The 17,115-nt window shown below is 69.0% G+C and carries 15 protein-coding genes; 5 read left to right on the forward strand and 10 right to left on the reverse strand.

What is annotated here, in order from left to right:
* Nucleotides 1-96 precede the first annotated feature (96 nt).
* The 9 genes from GS424_RS09745 to GS424_RS09785 all read right to left on the reverse strand — a co-directional run bounded on the left by GS424_RS09745 (nt 97) and on the right by GS424_RS09785 (nt 8,794).
* The gene (locus GS424_RS09745) at nt 97-678 is read right to left on the reverse strand and encodes a helix-turn-helix domain-containing protein (RefSeq protein WP_160942387.1); all 582 of its coding nucleotides are present in this window, start codon (nt 676-678) and stop codon (nt 97-99) included.
* A 172-nt stretch (nt 679-850) separates the two neighbouring features.
* Nucleotides 851-2,176 carry a coproporphyrinogen III oxidase family protein gene (locus GS424_RS09750; RefSeq protein ID WP_160942386.1) on the reverse strand — a complete coding sequence of 442 codons (1,326 nt, stop codon included), beginning with the start codon at nt 2,174-2,176 and terminating at the stop codon, nt 851-853.
* A gap of 43 nt (nt 2,177-2,219) precedes the next feature.
* Nucleotides 2,220-3,641, reverse strand: a complete 1,422-nt coding sequence (locus tag GS424_RS09755; protein WP_160942385.1) for a transcription antitermination factor NusB — start codon at nt 3,639-3,641, stop codon at nt 2,220-2,222.
* Nucleotides 3,634-4,590 carry a methionyl-tRNA formyltransferase gene (fmt, locus tag GS424_RS09760; RefSeq protein WP_160942384.1) on the reverse strand — a complete coding sequence of 319 codons (957 nt, stop codon included), beginning with the start codon at nt 4,588-4,590 and terminating at the stop codon, nt 3,634-3,636. Before fmt ends, GS424_RS09755 begins: the two co-directional genes overlap by 8 nt.
* A 1-nt stretch (nt 4,591) precedes the next feature.
* Nucleotides 4,592-5,143 (reverse strand): peptide deformylase, encoded by a 552-nt coding sequence (gene def / locus GS424_RS09765; protein ID WP_160942383.1) that lies wholly within the window; start codon nt 5,141-5,143, stop codon nt 4,592-4,594.
* 135 nt (nt 5,144-5,278) lie between these two features.
* Entirely contained in the window at nt 5,279-6,223 is a 945-nt protein-coding gene (locus tag GS424_RS09770; RefSeq protein WP_154332091.1) for an SPFH domain-containing protein, read from the reverse strand.
* A gap of 1 nt (nt 6,224) precedes the next feature.
* The gene (locus GS424_RS09775; protein ID WP_160942382.1) at nt 6,225-6,653 is read right to left on the reverse strand and encodes an NfeD family protein; all 429 of its coding nucleotides are present in this window, start codon (nt 6,651-6,653) and stop codon (nt 6,225-6,227) included.
* A gap of 71 nt (nt 6,654-6,724) precedes the next feature.
* The gene (gene dnaG / locus GS424_RS09780; protein ID WP_160942381.1) at nt 6,725-8,593 is read right to left on the reverse strand and encodes a DNA primase; all 1,869 of its coding nucleotides are present in this window, start codon (nt 8,591-8,593) and stop codon (nt 6,725-6,727) included.
* A 9-nt stretch (nt 8,594-8,602) separates the two neighbouring features.
* The gene (locus GS424_RS09785) at nt 8,603-8,794 is read right to left on the reverse strand and encodes a hypothetical protein (RefSeq protein ID WP_160942380.1); all 192 of its coding nucleotides are present in this window, start codon (nt 8,792-8,794) and stop codon (nt 8,603-8,605) included.
* Nucleotides 8,795-9,005: 211 nt separating this feature from the next.
* Between GS424_RS09785 and GS424_RS09790 the strand changes: the two genes are divergently transcribed.
* Together GS424_RS09790 and GS424_RS09795 are read left to right on the forward strand one after the other, a co-directional pair.
* Nucleotides 9,006-10,175 carry a baeRF8 domain-containing protein gene (locus GS424_RS09790; RefSeq protein WP_160942379.1) on the forward strand — a complete coding sequence of 390 codons (1,170 nt, stop codon included), beginning with the start codon at nt 9,006-9,008 and terminating at the stop codon, nt 10,173-10,175.
* Between the two features lie 231 nt (nt 10,176-10,406).
* The gene (locus GS424_RS09795; protein ID WP_160942378.1) at nt 10,407-11,633 is read left to right on the forward strand and encodes a deoxyguanosinetriphosphate triphosphohydrolase family protein; all 1,227 of its coding nucleotides are present in this window, start codon (nt 10,407-10,409) and stop codon (nt 11,631-11,633) included.
* On the opposite strand, the gene GS424_RS09800 is transcribed toward GS424_RS09795, so the two are convergent.
* Nucleotides 11,612-13,072 (reverse strand): helix-turn-helix transcriptional regulator, encoded by a 1,461-nt coding sequence (locus tag GS424_RS09800; RefSeq protein ID WP_160942377.1) that lies wholly within the window; start codon nt 13,070-13,072, stop codon nt 11,612-11,614. The genes GS424_RS09795 and GS424_RS09800 overlap by 22 nt on opposite strands.
* A gap of 286 nt (nt 13,073-13,358) precedes the next feature.
* Here GS424_RS09800 and GS424_RS09805 point away from each other — a divergent pair, with 286 nt between their 5' ends.
* The 3 genes from GS424_RS09805 (at nt 13,359) to GS424_RS09815 (ending at nt 17,068) form a co-directional block, all read left to right on the forward strand.
* Entirely contained in the window at nt 13,359-15,764 is a 2,406-nt protein-coding gene (locus GS424_RS09805; RefSeq protein WP_160942376.1) for a molybdopterin-containing oxidoreductase family protein, read from the forward strand.
* A gap of 3 nt (nt 15,765-15,767) precedes the next feature.
* Nucleotides 15,768-16,307 (forward strand): 4Fe-4S dicluster domain-containing protein, encoded by a 540-nt coding sequence (locus GS424_RS09810; protein WP_160942375.1) that lies wholly within the window; start codon nt 15,768-15,770, stop codon nt 16,305-16,307.
* 113 nt (nt 16,308-16,420) lie between these two features.
* A complete protein-coding gene (locus GS424_RS09815; protein WP_160942374.1) occupies nt 16,421-17,068 on the forward strand; it encodes a TorD/DmsD family molecular chaperone in 648 nt (215 codons plus the stop codon).
* Nucleotides 17,069-17,115 lie beyond the last annotated feature (47 nt).

The raw sequence follows: 17,115 nt of genomic DNA on the forward strand, positions 1-17,115 counted from the left end.
GAACTATCCGCCGCGAGACGGATGGGATCATCGGATGCGAGGCGCGTGCGCCCGGGGTTCCGCGCGGCGCGATGCCGCGCGCCCGGCCGGCTGCGCCTAGATAATCTCCGTCTCCGGCTTCATGACGACCGCGAGGAACGTGCACGGCTCGCCGCCGGTGGCGATCATGCCGTGGCCGCGGCTGGAATCGTACATGAGCAGGTCGCCCGCCTCGAGCTCCTCGATGTGGTCCTCGTAGGCGAAGCGCATGCGGCCCGAGATGATGAAGTCGAGCTCCTGGCCCTTGTGGTAGGACAGGTGGATGGGCTCGCCCTGCTCCTCCTCCAGGTACGGCGCCGTCACCAGGAAGGGCTCGGCCAGCTTGTTCTTGAAGTGCGGTGCCTTGTGCAGGTACTCGAAGCCCGCGCGGCGCTTGATGGACAGCCCCTCGGCGGCGCGCGTGAGCGAGTAGCCCGAAAGGTGCGGGTCCTCGCCGGTCAGAAGCTCGATGACGTCCACGCCCAAGCGCTGCGCGCACTTGTACAGGAACGTGAAGGACAAATCCTGCCGCCCCGATTCCTGCGCGGCGTACTCGGCCACCGAACGGCCCGTCGCGTCGGCCATCTCCTGCATGGTGATGTCGAGGTCTTCGCGCAGCGCCCGAATGCGTCCAGCCACCTCTTCGATGTTCGGCTCCATGCTCGCTTGACCTCCTTCTTGTATGTCGTCGGAATAAAAGTCTACCTATTGTATAGCAAACCGCTTCGGTTCATACGATGACGAAATCATTTGGAAACAAAAAAGCGGCCCGGTGGTACCGGGCCGCCTACTGCGGGCGTCGGGTCGCGCAACGCCGGCGTGCACGGGCTCCCTACGCGGGGACGCCCTCGCCGAACAGCAGCTCGCGCTCCGGGCCCGTCAGCGCGGCGCGCGCCTGGTCGCGCAGGTTGTTCATGCCGCTGAGGAACTGGCGGTACATGACCACGGTCAGGTAGCGGCCGATGGGCGTGAGCGTCAGCTCGTCGGCGTTGTCCGTCGCGAACGCCCCGTTCAGGCGCATGAACGCCATCTCCATGGGAAGGCCGCGCTCGATGGTGCAGCCGAAATCGCGCGCGAAGGCGCGCTTGTCGAGGCGCAGCTTGTACAGGTCGAGCAGGAACCGGTAGCGCATGAGGTCGGTCTTGCTCATCACCGTCTTGCCCATGATGGACATGCGCCCGCTCTCGATGGCCGCGTTGTAGTCCTTGATGCTGAAGTTGTTGACGTACAGGCAGCCGTTCAGGTGCGTGATGGAGCCGCTGCCGATGGCCGGGTACTCGTCGTAGTTCACCTGGTACTCGTCGATCTGCGGCGCGTCGGCCGGCTTCTCGCCCTCGCCGTCGCGCGTGAACGTCCACAGCGTGGTGCGGTCGAACAGCGGGTCGTCGCCGCCGGCCAGCACCCCGTCGATGATCTGGTAGTAGCGGTACTCGCGCTCGTAGTCCATCTTGCCCAGCACCGACACCATCTTGCGTGTGGTGGCCGACGACACGTACAGCGGCGAGAACGTGGTCTGGCGGCAGCCGGACAGCGCGATCTTCTCGAGGTCGGACAGCAGCACGTCTTCGGTCTGCGAGGGGAAGTTGAAGATCATGTCCACGTTGAGCGAGTCGAAGTACGGCTCGGCCTCGGCGATGCGCTCGAGGATCTCGTCGCCGCTGCCGTACTTCTCGTAGCGGTCCATCTGCTTGAGCAGGTCGTCGTCGAAGCTCTGCACGCCCACGGACAGGCGCTGCACGCGGCCGTGCAGCTTGTCGAGCCAGGGCTGCGTCAGGTGGTTCGGGTTCGTCTCGGAAGCCACTTCCTTGATGTCGAAGTTGTCGCGGGCCATATCGAGGGTCTCGCACAGCTCGTCGATCATGACGGTGGGCGTGCCGCCGCCCACGTAGATGCTCTCGAAGTCGTAGCCCAAATCCTTGAGCATCATCATTTCCTTGCGCATGTTCGCGAAGTAGGGCGCGGCCACCTCGGCGCGGAACGGGTAGCGGTTGAAGCTGCAGTAGGGGCAGAGGCGCTCGCAGAAGGGCACGTGCATGTACAGCATGTACTTCTGCCCGGGGTTCGCGGGCGGCATCATGGTCTCGTCGGTCCGCTTCAGGGTCAGCTCGCGTTTGGTCATGGTATGGATCAGGCGCGAAAGCATGCGCTCGGAAAGCATGGGGTCTCCTTTTCTTTTCGGTCTACAGGATGGGCGGCGCGCGTCAGGCGGTGCGAAGGAACCGGACGGCGAAGTGCGCGTCCGACGATCCGGGGTACAGGCGCGTGGCGACGCAGGAGCGGCCGTTGATGGGGGCGAGCTCGAAGCCCGCGCCGGCGGCGCTCTCGAGGAACGCCTTCACCACGCCGTTGTTCTCCTCGCGCGTCACCGTGCACGTGGCGTAGGCCAGCGTGCCCCCGACGGCCACGTGGGGCGCGGCGGACTGGAGCATGCCCAGCTGCACGCGCGCGAACTCCGCGATGTCGGCCGGCCTGATGCGCCAGCGGATCTCGGGGTGGCGCCGCAGCGTGCCCAGGCCGGAGCAGGGCGCGTCGATGAATATCTCGTCGAACAGCCGCTCCCCCACCACGGCGTCCAGTTCCAGCGCGTCGCCCGTGAGCGCCTCGGCCACCTGCGCGTTGTAGCGGTCGGCGCGCTCCTTGAGGAGCCGCGTCTTGAAGTCGTGGTTGTCGAGCGTCGTGAGCTCCAGCTGCGAGCCGTAGGCGCGCTCGGCGTCGCTTTGCAGCAGGATGGTCTTCGTGGCGCGCCCGGCGCCCACCTCCAAGAGCGATCCCGGCTTCCGCTCGGGCAGAACCGAGGCGGCCACGAGCTGCGAGGCGGCGTCCGACACGAGGATCTTGCCCTGTCCGAACAGGCGCTTCACCTCGGGCAGCAGCAGCGCGCGCGTGTCGAGCACGCGGTAGCAGCCGGGGACGCGCACGTCGTCGACGGCCACCGGGTCGAGTCCCTCGTCGAGCTTCTCGAACGCGGCCACGAGGGCCTCGTCGGTCGTCTTCGCGGCGTTGACGGCGATGAACAGCGGCGCCTGCTCGTTCGAGGCGCGCATGAAGTCGAGGGCCGCCTGCGGCCCCAGGTCGGCGATGAGCCTGCGCGTCAGCCACAGCGGGAACGCGTGCAGCCGCGCGAGCGCCTCGGGGTCGCGCATCGGGTCGCCGAAGGGGAACGCCGCGCGCAGGGCCACGATCTTGCGCAGCACCGCGTTCGCCAGGCCCGACGCGCTCACCGCGAACGAGCGCACGAGCTCGACGCCCTGGTCGACGGCCGCGTGCGGGGTCTTGCCCAGGAAGACGATCTCGTAGGTGCTCACGCGCAGGGCGTCGCGTACGTCGGGCTTGACGTCGTCGGGCGCGTTGAGCGCGCGGTCGATGACCTCGTCGAGCGTGCCGCTGGCGCTGACCACGCCGAGCGCCAGCTTCGTGGCGAAGGCGCGGTCCTCCGAGGAGAGGTCCGAGCGGTCGATGCGCGTGCCGATGACGTCCTGCGCGAACGCGTCGCGCTCGCGCACGGCGCGCACCACGTCGAGCGCGGCGAGGCGCGCGGGGCTCGCCTTGGAGCGCGGTTTCTTCGGCGGGTTCTTGGGTCCCGCGTAGCCTTTCGGCTCGCGCTTCTCAGGTGTATCAGGCATGCGTTTCCTCCCACGTCAGGCCGCCGTCTTTGATTCCCTGGACGCCCGCGGCGAACGAACGCGCGTCCATGGCCTGCTTGCCGTCCGGCTTGAGCGCGCCCACCTCGAGCGCGCCGTCGGCCATGCCGAGGAACAGGCGCTTGCCGGCGAAGCGCACCGCCCCCGGGGCGAGCCCCGCCGCCAGCTCGCGGCCCGCCGCGTCCTCGGGCGCGCGCGCCTCGAGCACGGTGACGCCGCGCCCGGCGACCGTCGCGCGCGAGGGGTGCGCCGGGCCCGACGCCTGCACCTTGCGCGCCGCCGCGGCGGCGCCGTCGGCGGGCGACAGGTCCAGCTCGCGCTTCTCGATCTTCGACGCGTAGGTCACGAGGGCCTCGTCCTGCTCCGTCCACTCGGCGGCGCCGCGCTCGACGTGCACGAGGGCGGTGAGCAGGGCGTGCGAGCCCAGGTCGGCCAGCTCGTCGGTGAGCTCGGCGGCGCTCTTGCCCCCGACGTCGGCCGTGCGGCACACGCAGTACGCGCCCGTGTCGAGGCCCTCCTCCATGCGCATGATGCACACGCCCGCCTCGGCATCGCCCGCCAGGATGGCGCGCTCGATGGGAGCGGCGCCCCGCCAGCGCGGCAGCAGCGAGGCGTGCACGTTGAGGCAGCCGAAGCGCGGGATGTCGAGCACGGCCTTCGGCAGGATGGCGCCGTAGGCCGCCACGCAGACGACGTCGGGCTCGAAGGCGGCCAGCTCGCGCTGGGCCTCCTCGTCGCGCAGCGTGCGCGGCGTCAGCACGCGCAGGCCGTGGCGCTCGGCCACGGCCTTCACCGGCGAGGGCTCGAGGCGCTTGCCGCGGCCGCGCACCGCGTCGGGGCGCGTGTACACGGCTACCACGTCGTGCTGTTCCACCAGGTCGTCGAGGATGGTCGCCGCGAACTCCGGCGTGCCCATGAACACGACGCGCATATCAGCGCACCCGCGCTTCGAGCGAGGTCTCCCCCGGCTTCGCGCCGGAGGCCACCGCCACCTCGTAGTCGCGCAGCGCCTGGATGCGCACGAGCGGGTCGCAGCGCTCGAACATGGTGATGCCGTCGAGGTGGTCGAGCTCGTGCTGCAGGCAGCGGCCCAGAAGGTCGTCGCCCTCGATCTCCCACTCCTCGCCGTCGAGGTCGAAGTAGCGCACGCGCGCGAACGGCGGGCGCGCGATGGGCACCGAGATGCCGGGGCACGACAGGCACCCCTCGCCCGCCACGATGGGATCGCCCTGCGTGTCCACGAGCACGGGGTTCACGAGCACGATGGGGTTCTGCTCGCCCTCGTCCTGGTCGCAGTCGATCACCACGAGGCGCTTCGTCACGCCCAGCTGCGGCGCGGCGAGGCCGCAGCCGTCGTTCTTGTACATGGCCTTCGCCATCTGCTTGGCCAGCTTCTTCAGGCTCTTGTCGTCCAGATCGCACGGCTCGCACATCTGGTTCAGGATGGGGTTGGGGGACTGCACGATGGAAATCACGGTCAACACGTCCTTCTGCTTCTATGGGACGCGCCGCCCGAGTTCGGGGCGGCGCGGATTATCGTCGGATTCGTATTGTCCGGTTTCGGGCGCGCCTTGTCTAGCGATCTTCCGAAAGCTCCACAAAGCGCGAGGTGGGAAGCGCTATTCCCGCTTGTCCACGACGATCTCCTTGAGCGAGGCGGCGAGGCCCGCCATGCCCTGGATCTCGGAGGGGATGATGAGCTTCGTGGCCTGGCCGTCGGCCACCTTCTTGAGCGCCTCGAACGCCTGCAGCGTGAGCACGGCGCTGTCGGCGCCGGCCTCGCGCACCATGCGGATGCCGTCGGCCGTGGCCTGCTGCACGTTCAGGATGGCCGCCGCCTCGCCCTCGGCCTCGCGCATCTGCTTCTCCTTCTCGGCCTCGGCGGCGAGGATCACCTGCTGCTTCGCGGCCTCGGCGGACAGGATCTGCGCCTGCTTGTTGCCCTCGGCGATGGTGATGGCGGCCTGCTTCTCGCCCTCGGCCAGGAGCACGGCCTCGCGCTTCTCGCGCTCGGCCTTCATCTGCTTCTCCATGGCCTGCTGGATGGCGGCGGGCGGCGTGATGTTCTTCACCTCGACGCGGTTCACCTTGATGCCCCACGCGTCGGTGGCCTCGTCGAGGATGGCGCGCATCTTCGCGTTGATGGTGTCGCGCGAGGTGAGCGTCGTGTCGAGGTCGAGGTCGCCGATGATGTTGCGCAGCGTGGTGGCCGACAGGTTCTCGATGGCGATGATGGGGTTCTCCACGCCGTAGCAGTACAGCTTCGGGTCCATGATCCTGAAGAACACCACCGTGTCGATGGACATGGTGACGTTGTCCTTCGTGATGACGGGCTGCGGCGGGAAGTCGAACACCTGCTCCTTGAGCGAGATGTAGGGGCGCACGCGGTCGATGAAGGGCACCTTGACGTGCAGGCCGTTGTTCCACGTGGCCAGATACGAGCCGAGGCGCTCGACGATGGCCGCCTCGGCCTGCGGGACGATCTTGATGCACGTGACCGAGAACAGCACCACGAGCACGACGATCACGATGATGGCGATCAGGAGCGGATCGAGGGTGAACATGTCAGGACACCTTCCTTTCGACGATGAGCTTCACGCTTTCCTGCCCCACGATGCGCACGACGGCGCCCTTGGGTATGAGCGAGCCGTCCGCGGAGCGCGCGGCCCAGGTCATGCGGTTGTCCGTTTCCACGCGACCGGTGAGGCCCTCGTTGTCGACGTCCTCCACCACGATGGCGGTCTGCCCGATATGGGTGGGCTCCTCCTGCTTTCCGCGGTCGCGGTACTTCACGAACACGGGGCGCAGGGCGACGAGGCACACGACGGAAACGATCAGGAACACGACGATCTGCACGAGCAGGTCGGCGCCGAGCAGGTTCGCGCCGAACGCCACAAGGGCGCCCACGACGAACCACATGGTGATAAGGCCGAACGACGCCACTTCGACGACTGCCATGACGGCGGCGACGGCCAACCAGATGAAGGGGCTCACGGGCTCCTCCTTTCTCCTGCATCGAGTATACCATTCCATGCGCGCCTGGCACGCGAGGGGCGCGAACCCGATCAGGAAAGCGGCTTGTGCGCGGCGCGGCGGCGCTTGAGGTCCTGCTGCATGGCGGCCACCGTCTCGTACAGCATCTCCAGCTCGTCGGGATCGAGGCGCGAGGGGTCGGCGATCTGGGCGCGCAGGGCCCCCACCGCGTCCTCGGCGTCGCCGATGGCCAGCTCCTCCACGAGGAAGGCGGCCAGGTTCTCGGGCGTCGTCGTCTCGGACACGGTGCCCGACGTCAGCACGCTGGCCGCGGCCGGCAGCGCGCGCGACGCCTCGGTTACGAGGCGCGCCGAGGTGGCGCCGGGATCCTCGGCCAGCGTGTCGAGCATGCTCTGCGCGATCACGGCGTGCGCCTGCTCGTGCCACTGCGTCTGCGCAAGCGCGTCGGCGTGCAGGAGCGCGAGGTCGGGGCGGCGCGCGGCCAACGTGAGCAGCTGGCGCTCGAAGCGGCGGCGGTTGATCTCGGCGCGCGGCAGGCTGCGGCTCGGGCGCGGCGCGGCGGCCTCGGGCGCGCCGTCGGGCGCGTCCGGCCCGTCCTGCTCGCCCTCGGCCTTCGGGGCCTTCAGATGCTCCAGCTGGTCGATCACGTCCTGCTCGCGGGCGCGCACGCTCGTGGCGATCTGCACGGCGTAGTCGCGCGCGAGCATGGAGTCCTTGATGGGGGCCAGCACCTGCAGCGCGTCGGCCAGCGCCGCGGCGCGCCCTTCGGCGCGGCCGAGGTCGTGGCGGGCCAGGCGGCGCTCGATGCCGTACTTCAGCAGCGGCTGGGCGTGGGCGATGAGCTTCTGCAGCTCGTCGGCGCCGCGCTGCGCCACGAAGTCGGCCGGGTCGAGGTTGTCCGGCAGCGTGACGGCGGCCAGCTCGATGCGGCTCTTGCCCGCCTCGGGCGTCATGGAGTCGTCGATGAACGCGAGCGCGCGGTCGGCGGCGCGCTGCCCCGCCTCGTCGCCGTCGAACAGGTACACGATGGCGTGCTGCGCGTGGCGCGACAGCAGGCGGATGTGGCGCATGGTGAGCGCGGTGCCCAGCGTGGCCACGGCGTTTTTCACGCCCGCCTCGTGCAGCGCGATGACGTCGGTGTAGCCCTCCACCACCACGGCCACGCCCGTCGACGCCATGGCGGCCTTCGCCTTGTCCATGCCGTACAGCACCTGCGACTTGTGGAACAGCGGCGTCTCCTGGGAGTTCAGGTACTTCGGCTCGCCCTTGCCCACCACGCGCCCGCCGAAGGCGATGCACTCGCCCTGCGGGTCGTTGATGGGGAACATGATGCGGTTGTAGAAGCGGTCGCGAAGCTTGCCGCCGTCGCCCGACAGCGCCACGTTGGCCTGCACCATCTCGTCGGGCTTGAATCCCTTCGCCGACAGGTGGCGCACGAGCTGACCGCGTCCCGGCGCGAAGCCGAGCTGCCACGTCTTCGGCACCTCGCCGCCCAGGCCGCGCGCGCCCAGGTAGCTGCGCGCCGCCGACGCGTCGGGGCCGGGGTTGCGCATGAGCTGGGAGTGGTAGAACTGCGCGGTCTCGTCGCAGACGGCCTTGAGGCGCGCCTTGCGGCTGCTGCCGATGCTCTTGCGACCGCCGCTCTCGGCGATGTCGATGTGCGCGCGCTCGGCCAGCCGGCGCACGGCCTCGGGAAACGACAGGTCCTCGGTCTTCATGATGAAGCCGAACACGTCGCCGCCCTCGCCGCAGCCGAAGCAGTGCCACAGCTGCAGGGAAGGATCGATCTTGAACGACGGCGTCTTCTCGTTGTGCAAGGGGCAGCAGCACCAGAAATCGCGCCCGCGCTGCTTCACCGGCGTGCGCTCGCCGATGACCGCGACGAGATCGCTGGCCTCGCGTACCTTCTGAATGTCCTCTTCGCTGATGCCGCCCGCCACGGTGCGCCCCTACCTTCGCCTGTTCTGCTTTGCCAGCACGACGTTCACGAGGAACACGAAGGCGAGCGCCAGCGACGGGCCCAGCTCGGCCAGCCCGACGCCCTCCTCGCCCGCGTTCATGTACGTGAGCACGAGGCTGCCCGTCATGAGGACGAAGCTCAGCACGCCGATCGCCGCGAATATCCACTGCCTGTTTTGCATGCGCTCCCTTTCCGTGTTCGTCGCCGTCCAGTATAGCGCAAGCTCGCCTGCGCGGCAGCGCGGCGGGGGCGCGCGGGGTAATCAGCAGAACGCCAACCGAATCCTGACAAAACCGCAGCAGAATCGGCGGCGCCCGAGGCCGCTGCTATGCTGGATCGGTCGGCCGCTTCCGGTCGGCGCACCGCACGATCATCGACAAGAGAGGTTTGCCATGAACGACGACATCACGATTTTGGCGGACTTCGATTCTGCGCTCTACGAGCAGGTCGAGCCGCCCCTCGTATCGCTCTACCTGCCCACGCACGGGCGCGTCCCCGGCGACGACCAGGACCGCATCGAGTTCAAGAACCTGGTGGACCAGGCGCGGGGCAAGCTCGCCCAAGAGCGCGAGCGCCGCGAGTACAAGGGCGTCGACGAGCGCCTCGACCAGGTGGCCGCGCACCTCGACGACCTCGCGAGCCCCGCGCCCGGCGACAGCCTCGCCGTGCTCGTGGGCAACGACCGCACCTACGTCTACCAGCTGAGCTACGAGGTGGGGCCGCTCGCGTTCGTGGGCGAGCGGTTCTACGTGCGTCCGCTGCTGAAGAACTTCCAGTTCGGATCGCACTACTTCCTGCTGGGGCTGTCGGCCGACCGCTTCGCGTTCGTCCACGGCGACTTCGGCTCGCTCGACCGCGTCGAGATGCCGCAGGAGGTGCTCGACGAGTTCAGCGAGGAGTTCCCCCTCGTCTACGACGGGCACGAAGGGGCGCTCGACTACGCGTCGCTCGAGAACCACCTGCCGCCCTACCACGGCTGGAAGTCGCGCAACGACGTGAAGAAGGAAGAGGCCGAGAAGTTCTTCCAGTACGTGAACCGGGCGGTGACCGACCACCTCGTGCAGGGCACCGAGCTGCCGGTCATCCTCGTGAGCCTGCCCGAGCACCAAACGATGTTCCGCCGCATCTCCACCGTCCCCCACCTGCTGAACGAGGGCATCGAGAAGGACATCGGCGGCATCGAGGCGCCCGAGCTGCTGGACAGCGCCAAGGCCGTCATCGAGCACGTGCGCGAGGCGCGCGCGGCCGAGCTGCTGGAGAAGCTCGGAGACGCCGAGGCCCACGGCGGCGGCTCGACCGACCTCGAGGCCATCGGGCTGGCGCTCGTCGAGCGCAAGGTGCGCGCGCTGTTCGTGGCCGAGGGCGCCTACATCCCCGGCGGTTTCAACGACGAGACGGGCGAGGTCTACCTGTTCGAGCGCGAGCCGCACGGCCGCTTCCAAGGCCCCGAGCTGGCCGACGACTTCGCCCGCGCGGCGCTGGCCCAGGACGCCGAGGTGTTCGAGGTCGACCCCGCCCGGATCCCCGGCGACTCCGGCATGGCCGCGTTATATAGGTACTAGAAGGCGGCGGAGAGCGAGGGCGGCCGGCGGCCCGGCCTCCGCCACCTTCCGCCGCGGCGCGGCGCGCCCGACGGAAGCGCGCCGCGTCGGCCGAGCGCGGAGCCGGCGCATCGCTCCGGTCCCGAATGTTTCACGTGAAACATTTGTACGGTGTTGTTCTATGCGTTACAATGTCCTCGAACAATACGATGCGCGCCGCCCGGGCGGCGCGCCGCACAGCAGAGGACGCATATGGACAACGCGAACATCCCCTACCTCACGCTCGACCCCGCCGTCGAGGAGGCCATCCGCGCCGACCGCACCGCAGGCCGGCTGCACCCCCGCCGCTTCGACGACGCGGACGTCGTGCGCCGCGAGCGGAACCCGCACGACGACGCCACGCTCACGCGCCCCGCGTTCGCGCGCGACATCGAGAAGATCCTCAACGTGCCGGCGTACAACCGCTACGCCGACAAGACGCAGGTGTTCTCGTTCGTGGAGAACGACGACATCTGCCGCCGCGGGCTGCACGTGCAGCTGGTCAGCCGCGTGGCGCGCGGCATCGGCAGCCTGCTGGGGCTGAACTGCGAGCTCATCGAGGCCATCGCGCTCGGCCACGACGTGGGGCACACGCCCTTCGGCCACGCCGGCGAGCGCTACCTCAGCGCGTGCTACCACGCGCGCACCGGGCGCTACTTCAACCACAACGTGCACTCGGTGCGCGTGCTCGACCAGCTGTACCGCCGCAACGTCAGCCTGCAGACCCTCGACGGCGTGCTGTGCCACAACGGCGAGTTCGCCCAGCAGGTGCTGCGCACGGGCGACACCCGCGACTTCGCCGCGCTCGACGGGCTCGTGGAAGCCTGCAACGCCGACGAGCGCACCATCAAGACGCTGCGCCCCTCCACGCTGGAAGGCTGCGTCGTGCGCGTCAGCGACATGATCGCCTACGTGGGCAAGGACCGCGCCGACGCGCTCGACATGGGCGTGATCGACGCGCTCGACGTCTTCGACAGCACGGTCATCGGCCGCGACAACGCCCGCATCATCAACAACCTCACGGTGGACCTCGTCAACACGAGCTACGGCACCGACCGCATCGCGCTCAGCGAGGAGGTGTTCGCCGACCTCAAGCGCGCCAAGCGCCAGAACTACGAGCTCATCTACGAGCGCGAGGGCGCGGTGAGCGGCGCGGGCAACGTCGTCGGGGAGATGTTCGAGGAGCTGTACGCCCGCCTGCTGGACGACCTGCGCGCGGGCGACGAGAGCTCGCCGGTGTTCAAGCACCACGCGGCCTCGCTCGCGGCCAAGTCGCGCACGGTGGAGCTCGACGACTACCTCGCGTCCGAGCCGAACCAGGTGGTGGTCGACTACATGGCCTCGATGACCGACAGCTACTTCATGGCGCTGTACGCCCACCTGTTCCCGGAGAGCGACCGCCGCATCATCGCGCGCGGCTACTGCGCCGACTTGGGCTGAGGCCGCTCGAGCAGGTCGATGAGCTCCTGCTTGTCGTGCACGTCGAGCTTGCGGTACAGGTGCGCGAGGTGCGTGTTCACCGTGCCCGCCGTCAGCCCGAGCGCGTCCTGGATGCGCGGCGTCGAGCGGCCCTTCGCCACGAGGGCCATGATCTCCTGCTCGCGCGGCGTGAGATCGTAGTCGGCCGCCACGCGCTCGCAGCGCTCGCGGAACGGCCGGCGGCCGTCGCCGCCGGGGCGCATGCCCAAGAGGCTGGTCATCGAGCGATCCGTGAACAGGAACAGGTACGCCAGGAACAGCAGACACACGCACCCGAGCTCGACGATGCTCAGCACGCGCGGCGCCAGCTCCATGAACGAGCCCAGCACGGCCCCGCCGAACGTGCCGGCCAGCGAGCCGGCCACGTGCGCGCCCCAGCCCACGCCGATCGAGAACAGCGCCACGAGGCCGTACAGGCCCGTGATGCGCACGAGCACGATCCACACGAGCAGCGTCACCGTGGCGTACATCGTGAGCGCCACGATGTCGGCGGCCATCGAGCCGAGGTCGAGGATGGGCAGCAGCAGGAACATGAACCCGAGCGCGAGCACCGCCGCGCGGTACGCGGCCGCCACGTCGAGGCCGTCGGACGAGAACAGCGGCACGCACACGAGCGCGATGGACGCCATCGTGGCCACGAGGAACAGCCACGGGTAGCTGCCCTCGCTGATGATGGGCGACGCGTTGAAGAACAGCGCCCGGATGAACGACTCGGCGAACGACAGCACGCCGAGCGACAGCAGCGCGCGCAGCGAGAAGGCCCCGCGCCGCAGCGTCGCGGGCGCGGCCTCGTCGTCGCCCTTCCACACGCCCACCTTCGCGAACAGGACGAAGCCCACCGCCACGGGCAGCAGCACCGTCGCCGCGACGCTCACCGGGCGCGGCAGCGCCACCACGAGGGCGAACAGGATGGCGGCCAGCAGAAACGACGACGCCGTCTTCACCACGGCCTGCGCCGGCGCGAGGCGGCGGAACTCCTCGCCCCAGGCTAGGTACAGCACGCCGAGCCCCGCCCCGGCCGCCGTCGAGAAGAGGGAGCACCACGGCTGCGTGAAGAAGTTGAGGTCGATGATCACGAGCACGACGGTGGACACCGCCATGACCGCCGGCGCGAGCGCGCGCATCGCGGGCGCCCGCATGACGCGGGCGAAGCGCTTCGGCCCGAGCGCGCCCAGCAGCAGCACGGCCAGCGTGCCCACGTTCGAGAAGCCCACGACGCTGTTGAAATGGCTCACGTCGTTGCGCGTCGAGAAGTGGACGGTGGTGCTGAAGAACACGATGGACGCCCAAGCGAGCGTCAGCGCGAAGCCCAGCGCCCGCACGTCGAACACGTCGGCCAGCGTCACGGCCTTCAGGTGGGCCTTGACCGCCGCCATACGCTCCACGATCCCCGTCTCCATGGCGTTCCTCTCCCCCGTGCCGCGCGCGGCTGCCACGTAAGCGGCTATTGTACCGCAAACCAACCTCATATAAAACCTATGTTCACCCAGGTGGGAAAACGATTTTCTCCCGCTATGAAACCTACGATTCCAAACGGCCGGCCGCCTGCCTAAAGTGAACCCATCGCATAAGCGATCCTGGCACGACGCGCGGGGAAACGTCGGATGCGTGCACGGAGGAGGGGGACGCATCGCACGGGCCGACGGGCGCAGGATGCAAGGGGGAACCGATCCAAGAGGAGGGATCATGTCAGAACTGACGAGGAGAACGTTCTTCAAGGGTGCCGCCGCGCTCGGCGCAGCGGCCATGCTGGGCGGATGCGCCCCGCAGGAGATGAAGGAGACCGACGGCGCGGACGCTGCCGGCGCAGGCGGCGAGGACGCCGTCGTCGAGGTCAAGCACGCCTGGTGCAAGATGTGCGGGCCCGCCCGCACGCACTGCTCCACCCTGTGCACCGTGCGCGACGGCCGCTGGACGAACGTCGAGGGCAACCCCGAGGCCGGCAACAACTACGGCCGCGGCTCGCGCACGCTGTGCGCCAAGGGCAACGCCGCCATGCACACGGTGTACTCGCCCACGCGCCTGCTGTACCCCATGAAGCGCACCGGCGAGAAGGGCGAGGGCAAGTTCGAGCAGATCACGTGGGACGAGGCGCTCGACACCATCGCCGCCAAGCTCAAGGAGCAGAAGGAGCAGTACGGCGCCGAGTCCTACGCGGTGCTCAGCCCGCAGTTCTACGCCGTGCTCGGCAGCCTCGGGCGCCGCTTCCTCAACGTGCACGGCTCGCCGAACTACCTGCACTCCGCCATCTGCAACTCGCAGCGCATGTTCTCGCGCCTCGTGACCATCGGCGGCCCCGAGCACGCGAAGGCCACCGACACGGCGCCCGGCCAGCTGGGCAAGACGAAGCTCCTGGTGGTATGGGGCTTCAACTCCGAGAACTCGGCCGTGAACCAGGGCAACCCGAACGCGCGCATGAACGCCAAGGAAGGCGGCATGCAGATCGTCGACATCCGCCCGATGCAGGAGGGCCTCGGCGCGCACGCCGACTACTGGCTGCCCGTGCGCCCCGGCACCGACACGGCGCTCGCGCTCGCGTTCCTCAACGTCATCATCGGCGAGGACCTGTACGACCACGACTTCGTCGAGAACTGGACGACCGGCTTCGACGAGCTGGCCGAACACGTCACGCAGTTCACGCCCGCGTGGGCCGCGGAGATCACCGGGCTGCCCGAGGAGCAGATCACGGAGGTCGCCCGCCTCATGGGCACCGTGAAGCCCATGGGCATCAACTGCGGCAACGGCATCGGCGACCAGGCCAACGACGGCCACTGGACCGTGGCGTGCGCCTGCCTCATCGAGGCCATCACCGGCAACCTCGGCATCGCGGGCGGCGGCGGGGCCGGCATGGTCATGCCGGAGCCCCTCATCAAGACGAAGGGCATCGACCTGCTGACCGACCGCCTGCCGGAAAGCGACGAGGACAAGACGAACGGCTGGATGGCCGGCGTGTCCAAGCTCGTGGCGCCCGAGACGCCGCGCTGGTTCCAGGACATGGTGACCCAGGAATCCGGCCCGACGAGCGCCTACAACAAGGGCCTGCAGTCCATCCTGACCGAGGACCCCTACCCGCTGCGCTTCGTGTTCGGCCAGTCCTCGAACCCGATGTCGGCCACCCGCCAGCCCAAGACCATCGCCGAGGCGCTCAAGAAGCTCGACTACTACGTGGTCATGGACACGGCGTGGAACTCGTCGTGCGACTACGCCGACATCGTGCTGCCGGCCACCACGCAGTACGAGTCGGCCGACCAGTTCGCCACGAAGAACTCCCCCGCCGGCACGTTCATCGGCATCAACCAGGTGATCTCCGAGCCTCCGGGAGAGACGCGCTCCGACTGGCAGTACTACCTCGACCTGGCCGTGAAGATGGGCTACGGCGCGGACTTCTGGGACGGCGACATCGACAAGATGCTGAACGAGCAGCTGGACGGCTCGGGCGTGACGCTCGAGGAGCTGCGCGAGAAGGGCTACGTGTTCAAGGAGCGCACCGACGGCGCCAAGCCCACCGAGCCCGCGTACCAGGACTACGAGAAGATGTTCGCGAACCTGCCCGGCGGCAAGGTGCAGTGCGTCAACGAGTGGATCGGCGACAAGCCCAACGCCACGGACACCGGCACCATCGAGCGCCTGCCCGTGTACAAGGGCGCGCCCGAGAGCATCGTCGGCACGCCCGACGTGGCCGCGGAGTACCCGCTCGTCATCTCCGACGTGCACGCCTACCGCCTGTGCAACCACAGCTACTACCACGACGTGCCTTACCTGCGCGAGCTGCAGCCCGAGCCCTGGGTGAAGATCAACCCGGCCACGGGCGCGCAGTACGGCATCGCCGACGGCGACTGGATGAAGGTGGAATCGCCTCACGGCTCCATCAAGATGGTGGCGCGCTACTTCGAGGCCATCGCGCCCGACGTGCTCATGACGAAGCGCGGCTGGTGGGAACCCTGCGACGAGCTGGGCCTGCCCGGCTACGGCAGCCTCGACGGCGGCAGCGAGGTCAACGTGCTGTACGACGACGACATCGCGAACTACGACGGGTTCACCTCGGCCATGGCCAAGCAGACGCTCGTGAAGATCTCGAAGAGTGAGGGGTAGATCATGGCTGAGCAGTACGGATTCTACGTTGACACGAGCCGCTGCATCAAATGCTGGGCCTGCCAGGTAGCGTGCAAGCAGTGGCACGGCATCGAGGCCGGCACCGTGTCGCGGCGCAACGTGCAGGAGACGGTGGACGGCACGTTCCCCACCGTGAAGCGCTCCTTCGAATCGCTGTCGTGCATGCACTGCGAAGAGCCCGCGTGCTTCGCGAAGTGCCCGCAAGGCGCCATCAGCAAGCGCGAGGAGGACGGCGTCGTGGTGGTGGACGACGAGAAGTGCATCGGGTGCAAGACCTGCTCGCTGGCCTGCCCGTTCGACGTGCCGCAGTACCGCGAGGTGGAGGGCGGCGGCCTCAAGATGGACAAGTGCGACACCTGCCTGTCCATCGGGCGCACCGAGGAGGGCGACCCGCACTGCGTGGCGGCGTGCCCCATGCAGGCCCTGCACTTCGGCCCGCTCTCCGAGATGGAGACGCAGGCCGCCGAACGCGGCGGCGCGCGCATGGAGGGCGAGACGAACCCCAGCGTGTACGTGTCCTAGCGTCTCGACCATCCGGGGGCCGCACCTCCCCGCGGCCCCCTCCCCTCCCTCGCTCGAAGGGCGCTTCGGCGCCCTTCGGCACCGCGTTCACCGCCGACCCCGAGGAGCACTCCATGGAAACCGACGACCTCAACCTCATCGAGCTCATGGGCGACCGCGCGCTCGCCTACCGCTTCCTCTCGCGCGCCTACCGCACGGCCCCCGACGCGGCGTTCGTCGCCGCGCTACGCGCCGCATCCGCGGACCGGCCCGCCGAGGACCCGCTCGCGCCCTTCTTCGCGGAGCTGGCCTCCGCCGACGCGTCCGACGACGAGGCACTGCGCATCGACCTCGCCGCCGACTACAACCGGCTGTACCTGGGAATGGGACCGCACCCCGTGCCGCCGTACGAGTCGGTGTACACGAGCCCCGAGGGGCTGCTCATGCAGGACGCGCGCGACGAGGTGCTGGCCGCGTACCGCTCGCAGGGGCTCGACGCGCCCGACGACTTCAACCTGCCCGAGGACCATCTGGCGCTCGAGTGCGCGTTCGCGGCCGAGCTGGCCGAGCGCACGGCGGCCGCCTGCGAGCGCGGCGACCGGGAGACCGTCGACGGGCTCGTCGCGTGCCAGCGCGCCTTCGTCGAGGAGCACCTGGGCGCCTGGGTGCCCGCGTTCGCCGACGACGCGGAGAAGCGCGCCCGCACGTCGTTCTACCGCGGCCTGGCCGCGCTCGCGCGCGAGCAGGTGGAGGCCGACCGCGCGGTGCTGGCCGAGCTGTAGGGCCGGGTCGCGCGTCCGGGGCGTTTGCGCTACACTGGCACGATCGT

Source organism: Eggerthella guodeyinii (assembly GCF_009834925.2).
Taxonomy (GTDB): Bacteria; Actinomycetota; Coriobacteriia; order Coriobacteriales; family Eggerthellaceae; genus Eggerthella; species Eggerthella guodeyinii.

Excerpts from the sequence above, each read along its gene's own strand:
- GS424_RS09815 (WP_160942374.1), top strand. The coding sequence starts at position 16,421 with ATGGAAACCGACGACCTCAACCTCATCGAGCTCATGGGCGACCGCGCG.
- GS424_RS09800 (WP_160942377.1), bottom strand. The coding sequence starts at position 13,072 with ATGGAGACGGGGATCGTGGAGCGTATGGCGGCGGTCAAGGCCCACCTG.
- GS424_RS09810 (WP_160942375.1), top strand. The coding sequence starts at position 15,768 with ATGGCTGAGCAGTACGGATTCTACGTTGACACGAGCCGCTGCATCAAA.
- GS424_RS09745 (WP_160942387.1), bottom strand. The coding sequence starts at position 678 with ATGGAGCCGAACATCGAAGAGGTGGCTGGACGCATTCGGGCGCTGCGC.
- GS424_RS09755 (WP_160942385.1), bottom strand. The coding sequence starts at position 3,641 with ATGCCTGATACACCTGAGAAGCGCGAGCCGAAAGGCTACGCGGGACCC.
- GS424_RS09750 (WP_160942386.1), bottom strand. The coding sequence starts at position 2,176 with ATGCTTTCCGAGCGCATGCTTTCGCGCCTGATCCATACCATGACCAAA.
- GS424_RS09770 (WP_154332091.1), bottom strand. The coding sequence starts at position 6,223 with ATGTTCACCCTCGATCCGCTCCTGATCGCCATCATCGTGATCGTCGTG.
- GS424_RS09785 (WP_160942380.1), bottom strand. The coding sequence starts at position 8,794 with ATGCAAAACAGGCAGTGGATATTCGCGGCGATCGGCGTGCTGAGCTTC.
- fmt (WP_160942384.1), bottom strand. The coding sequence starts at position 4,590 with ATGCGCGTCGTGTTCATGGGCACGCCGGAGTTCGCGGCGACCATCCTC.
- GS424_RS09805 (WP_160942376.1), top strand. The coding sequence starts at position 13,359 with ATGTCAGAACTGACGAGGAGAACGTTCTTCAAGGGTGCCGCCGCGCTC.
- GS424_RS09790 (WP_160942379.1), top strand. The coding sequence starts at position 9,006 with ATGAACGACGACATCACGATTTTGGCGGACTTCGATTCTGCGCTCTAC.
- GS424_RS09795 (WP_160942378.1), top strand. The coding sequence starts at position 10,407 with ATGGACAACGCGAACATCCCCTACCTCACGCTCGACCCCGCCGTCGAG.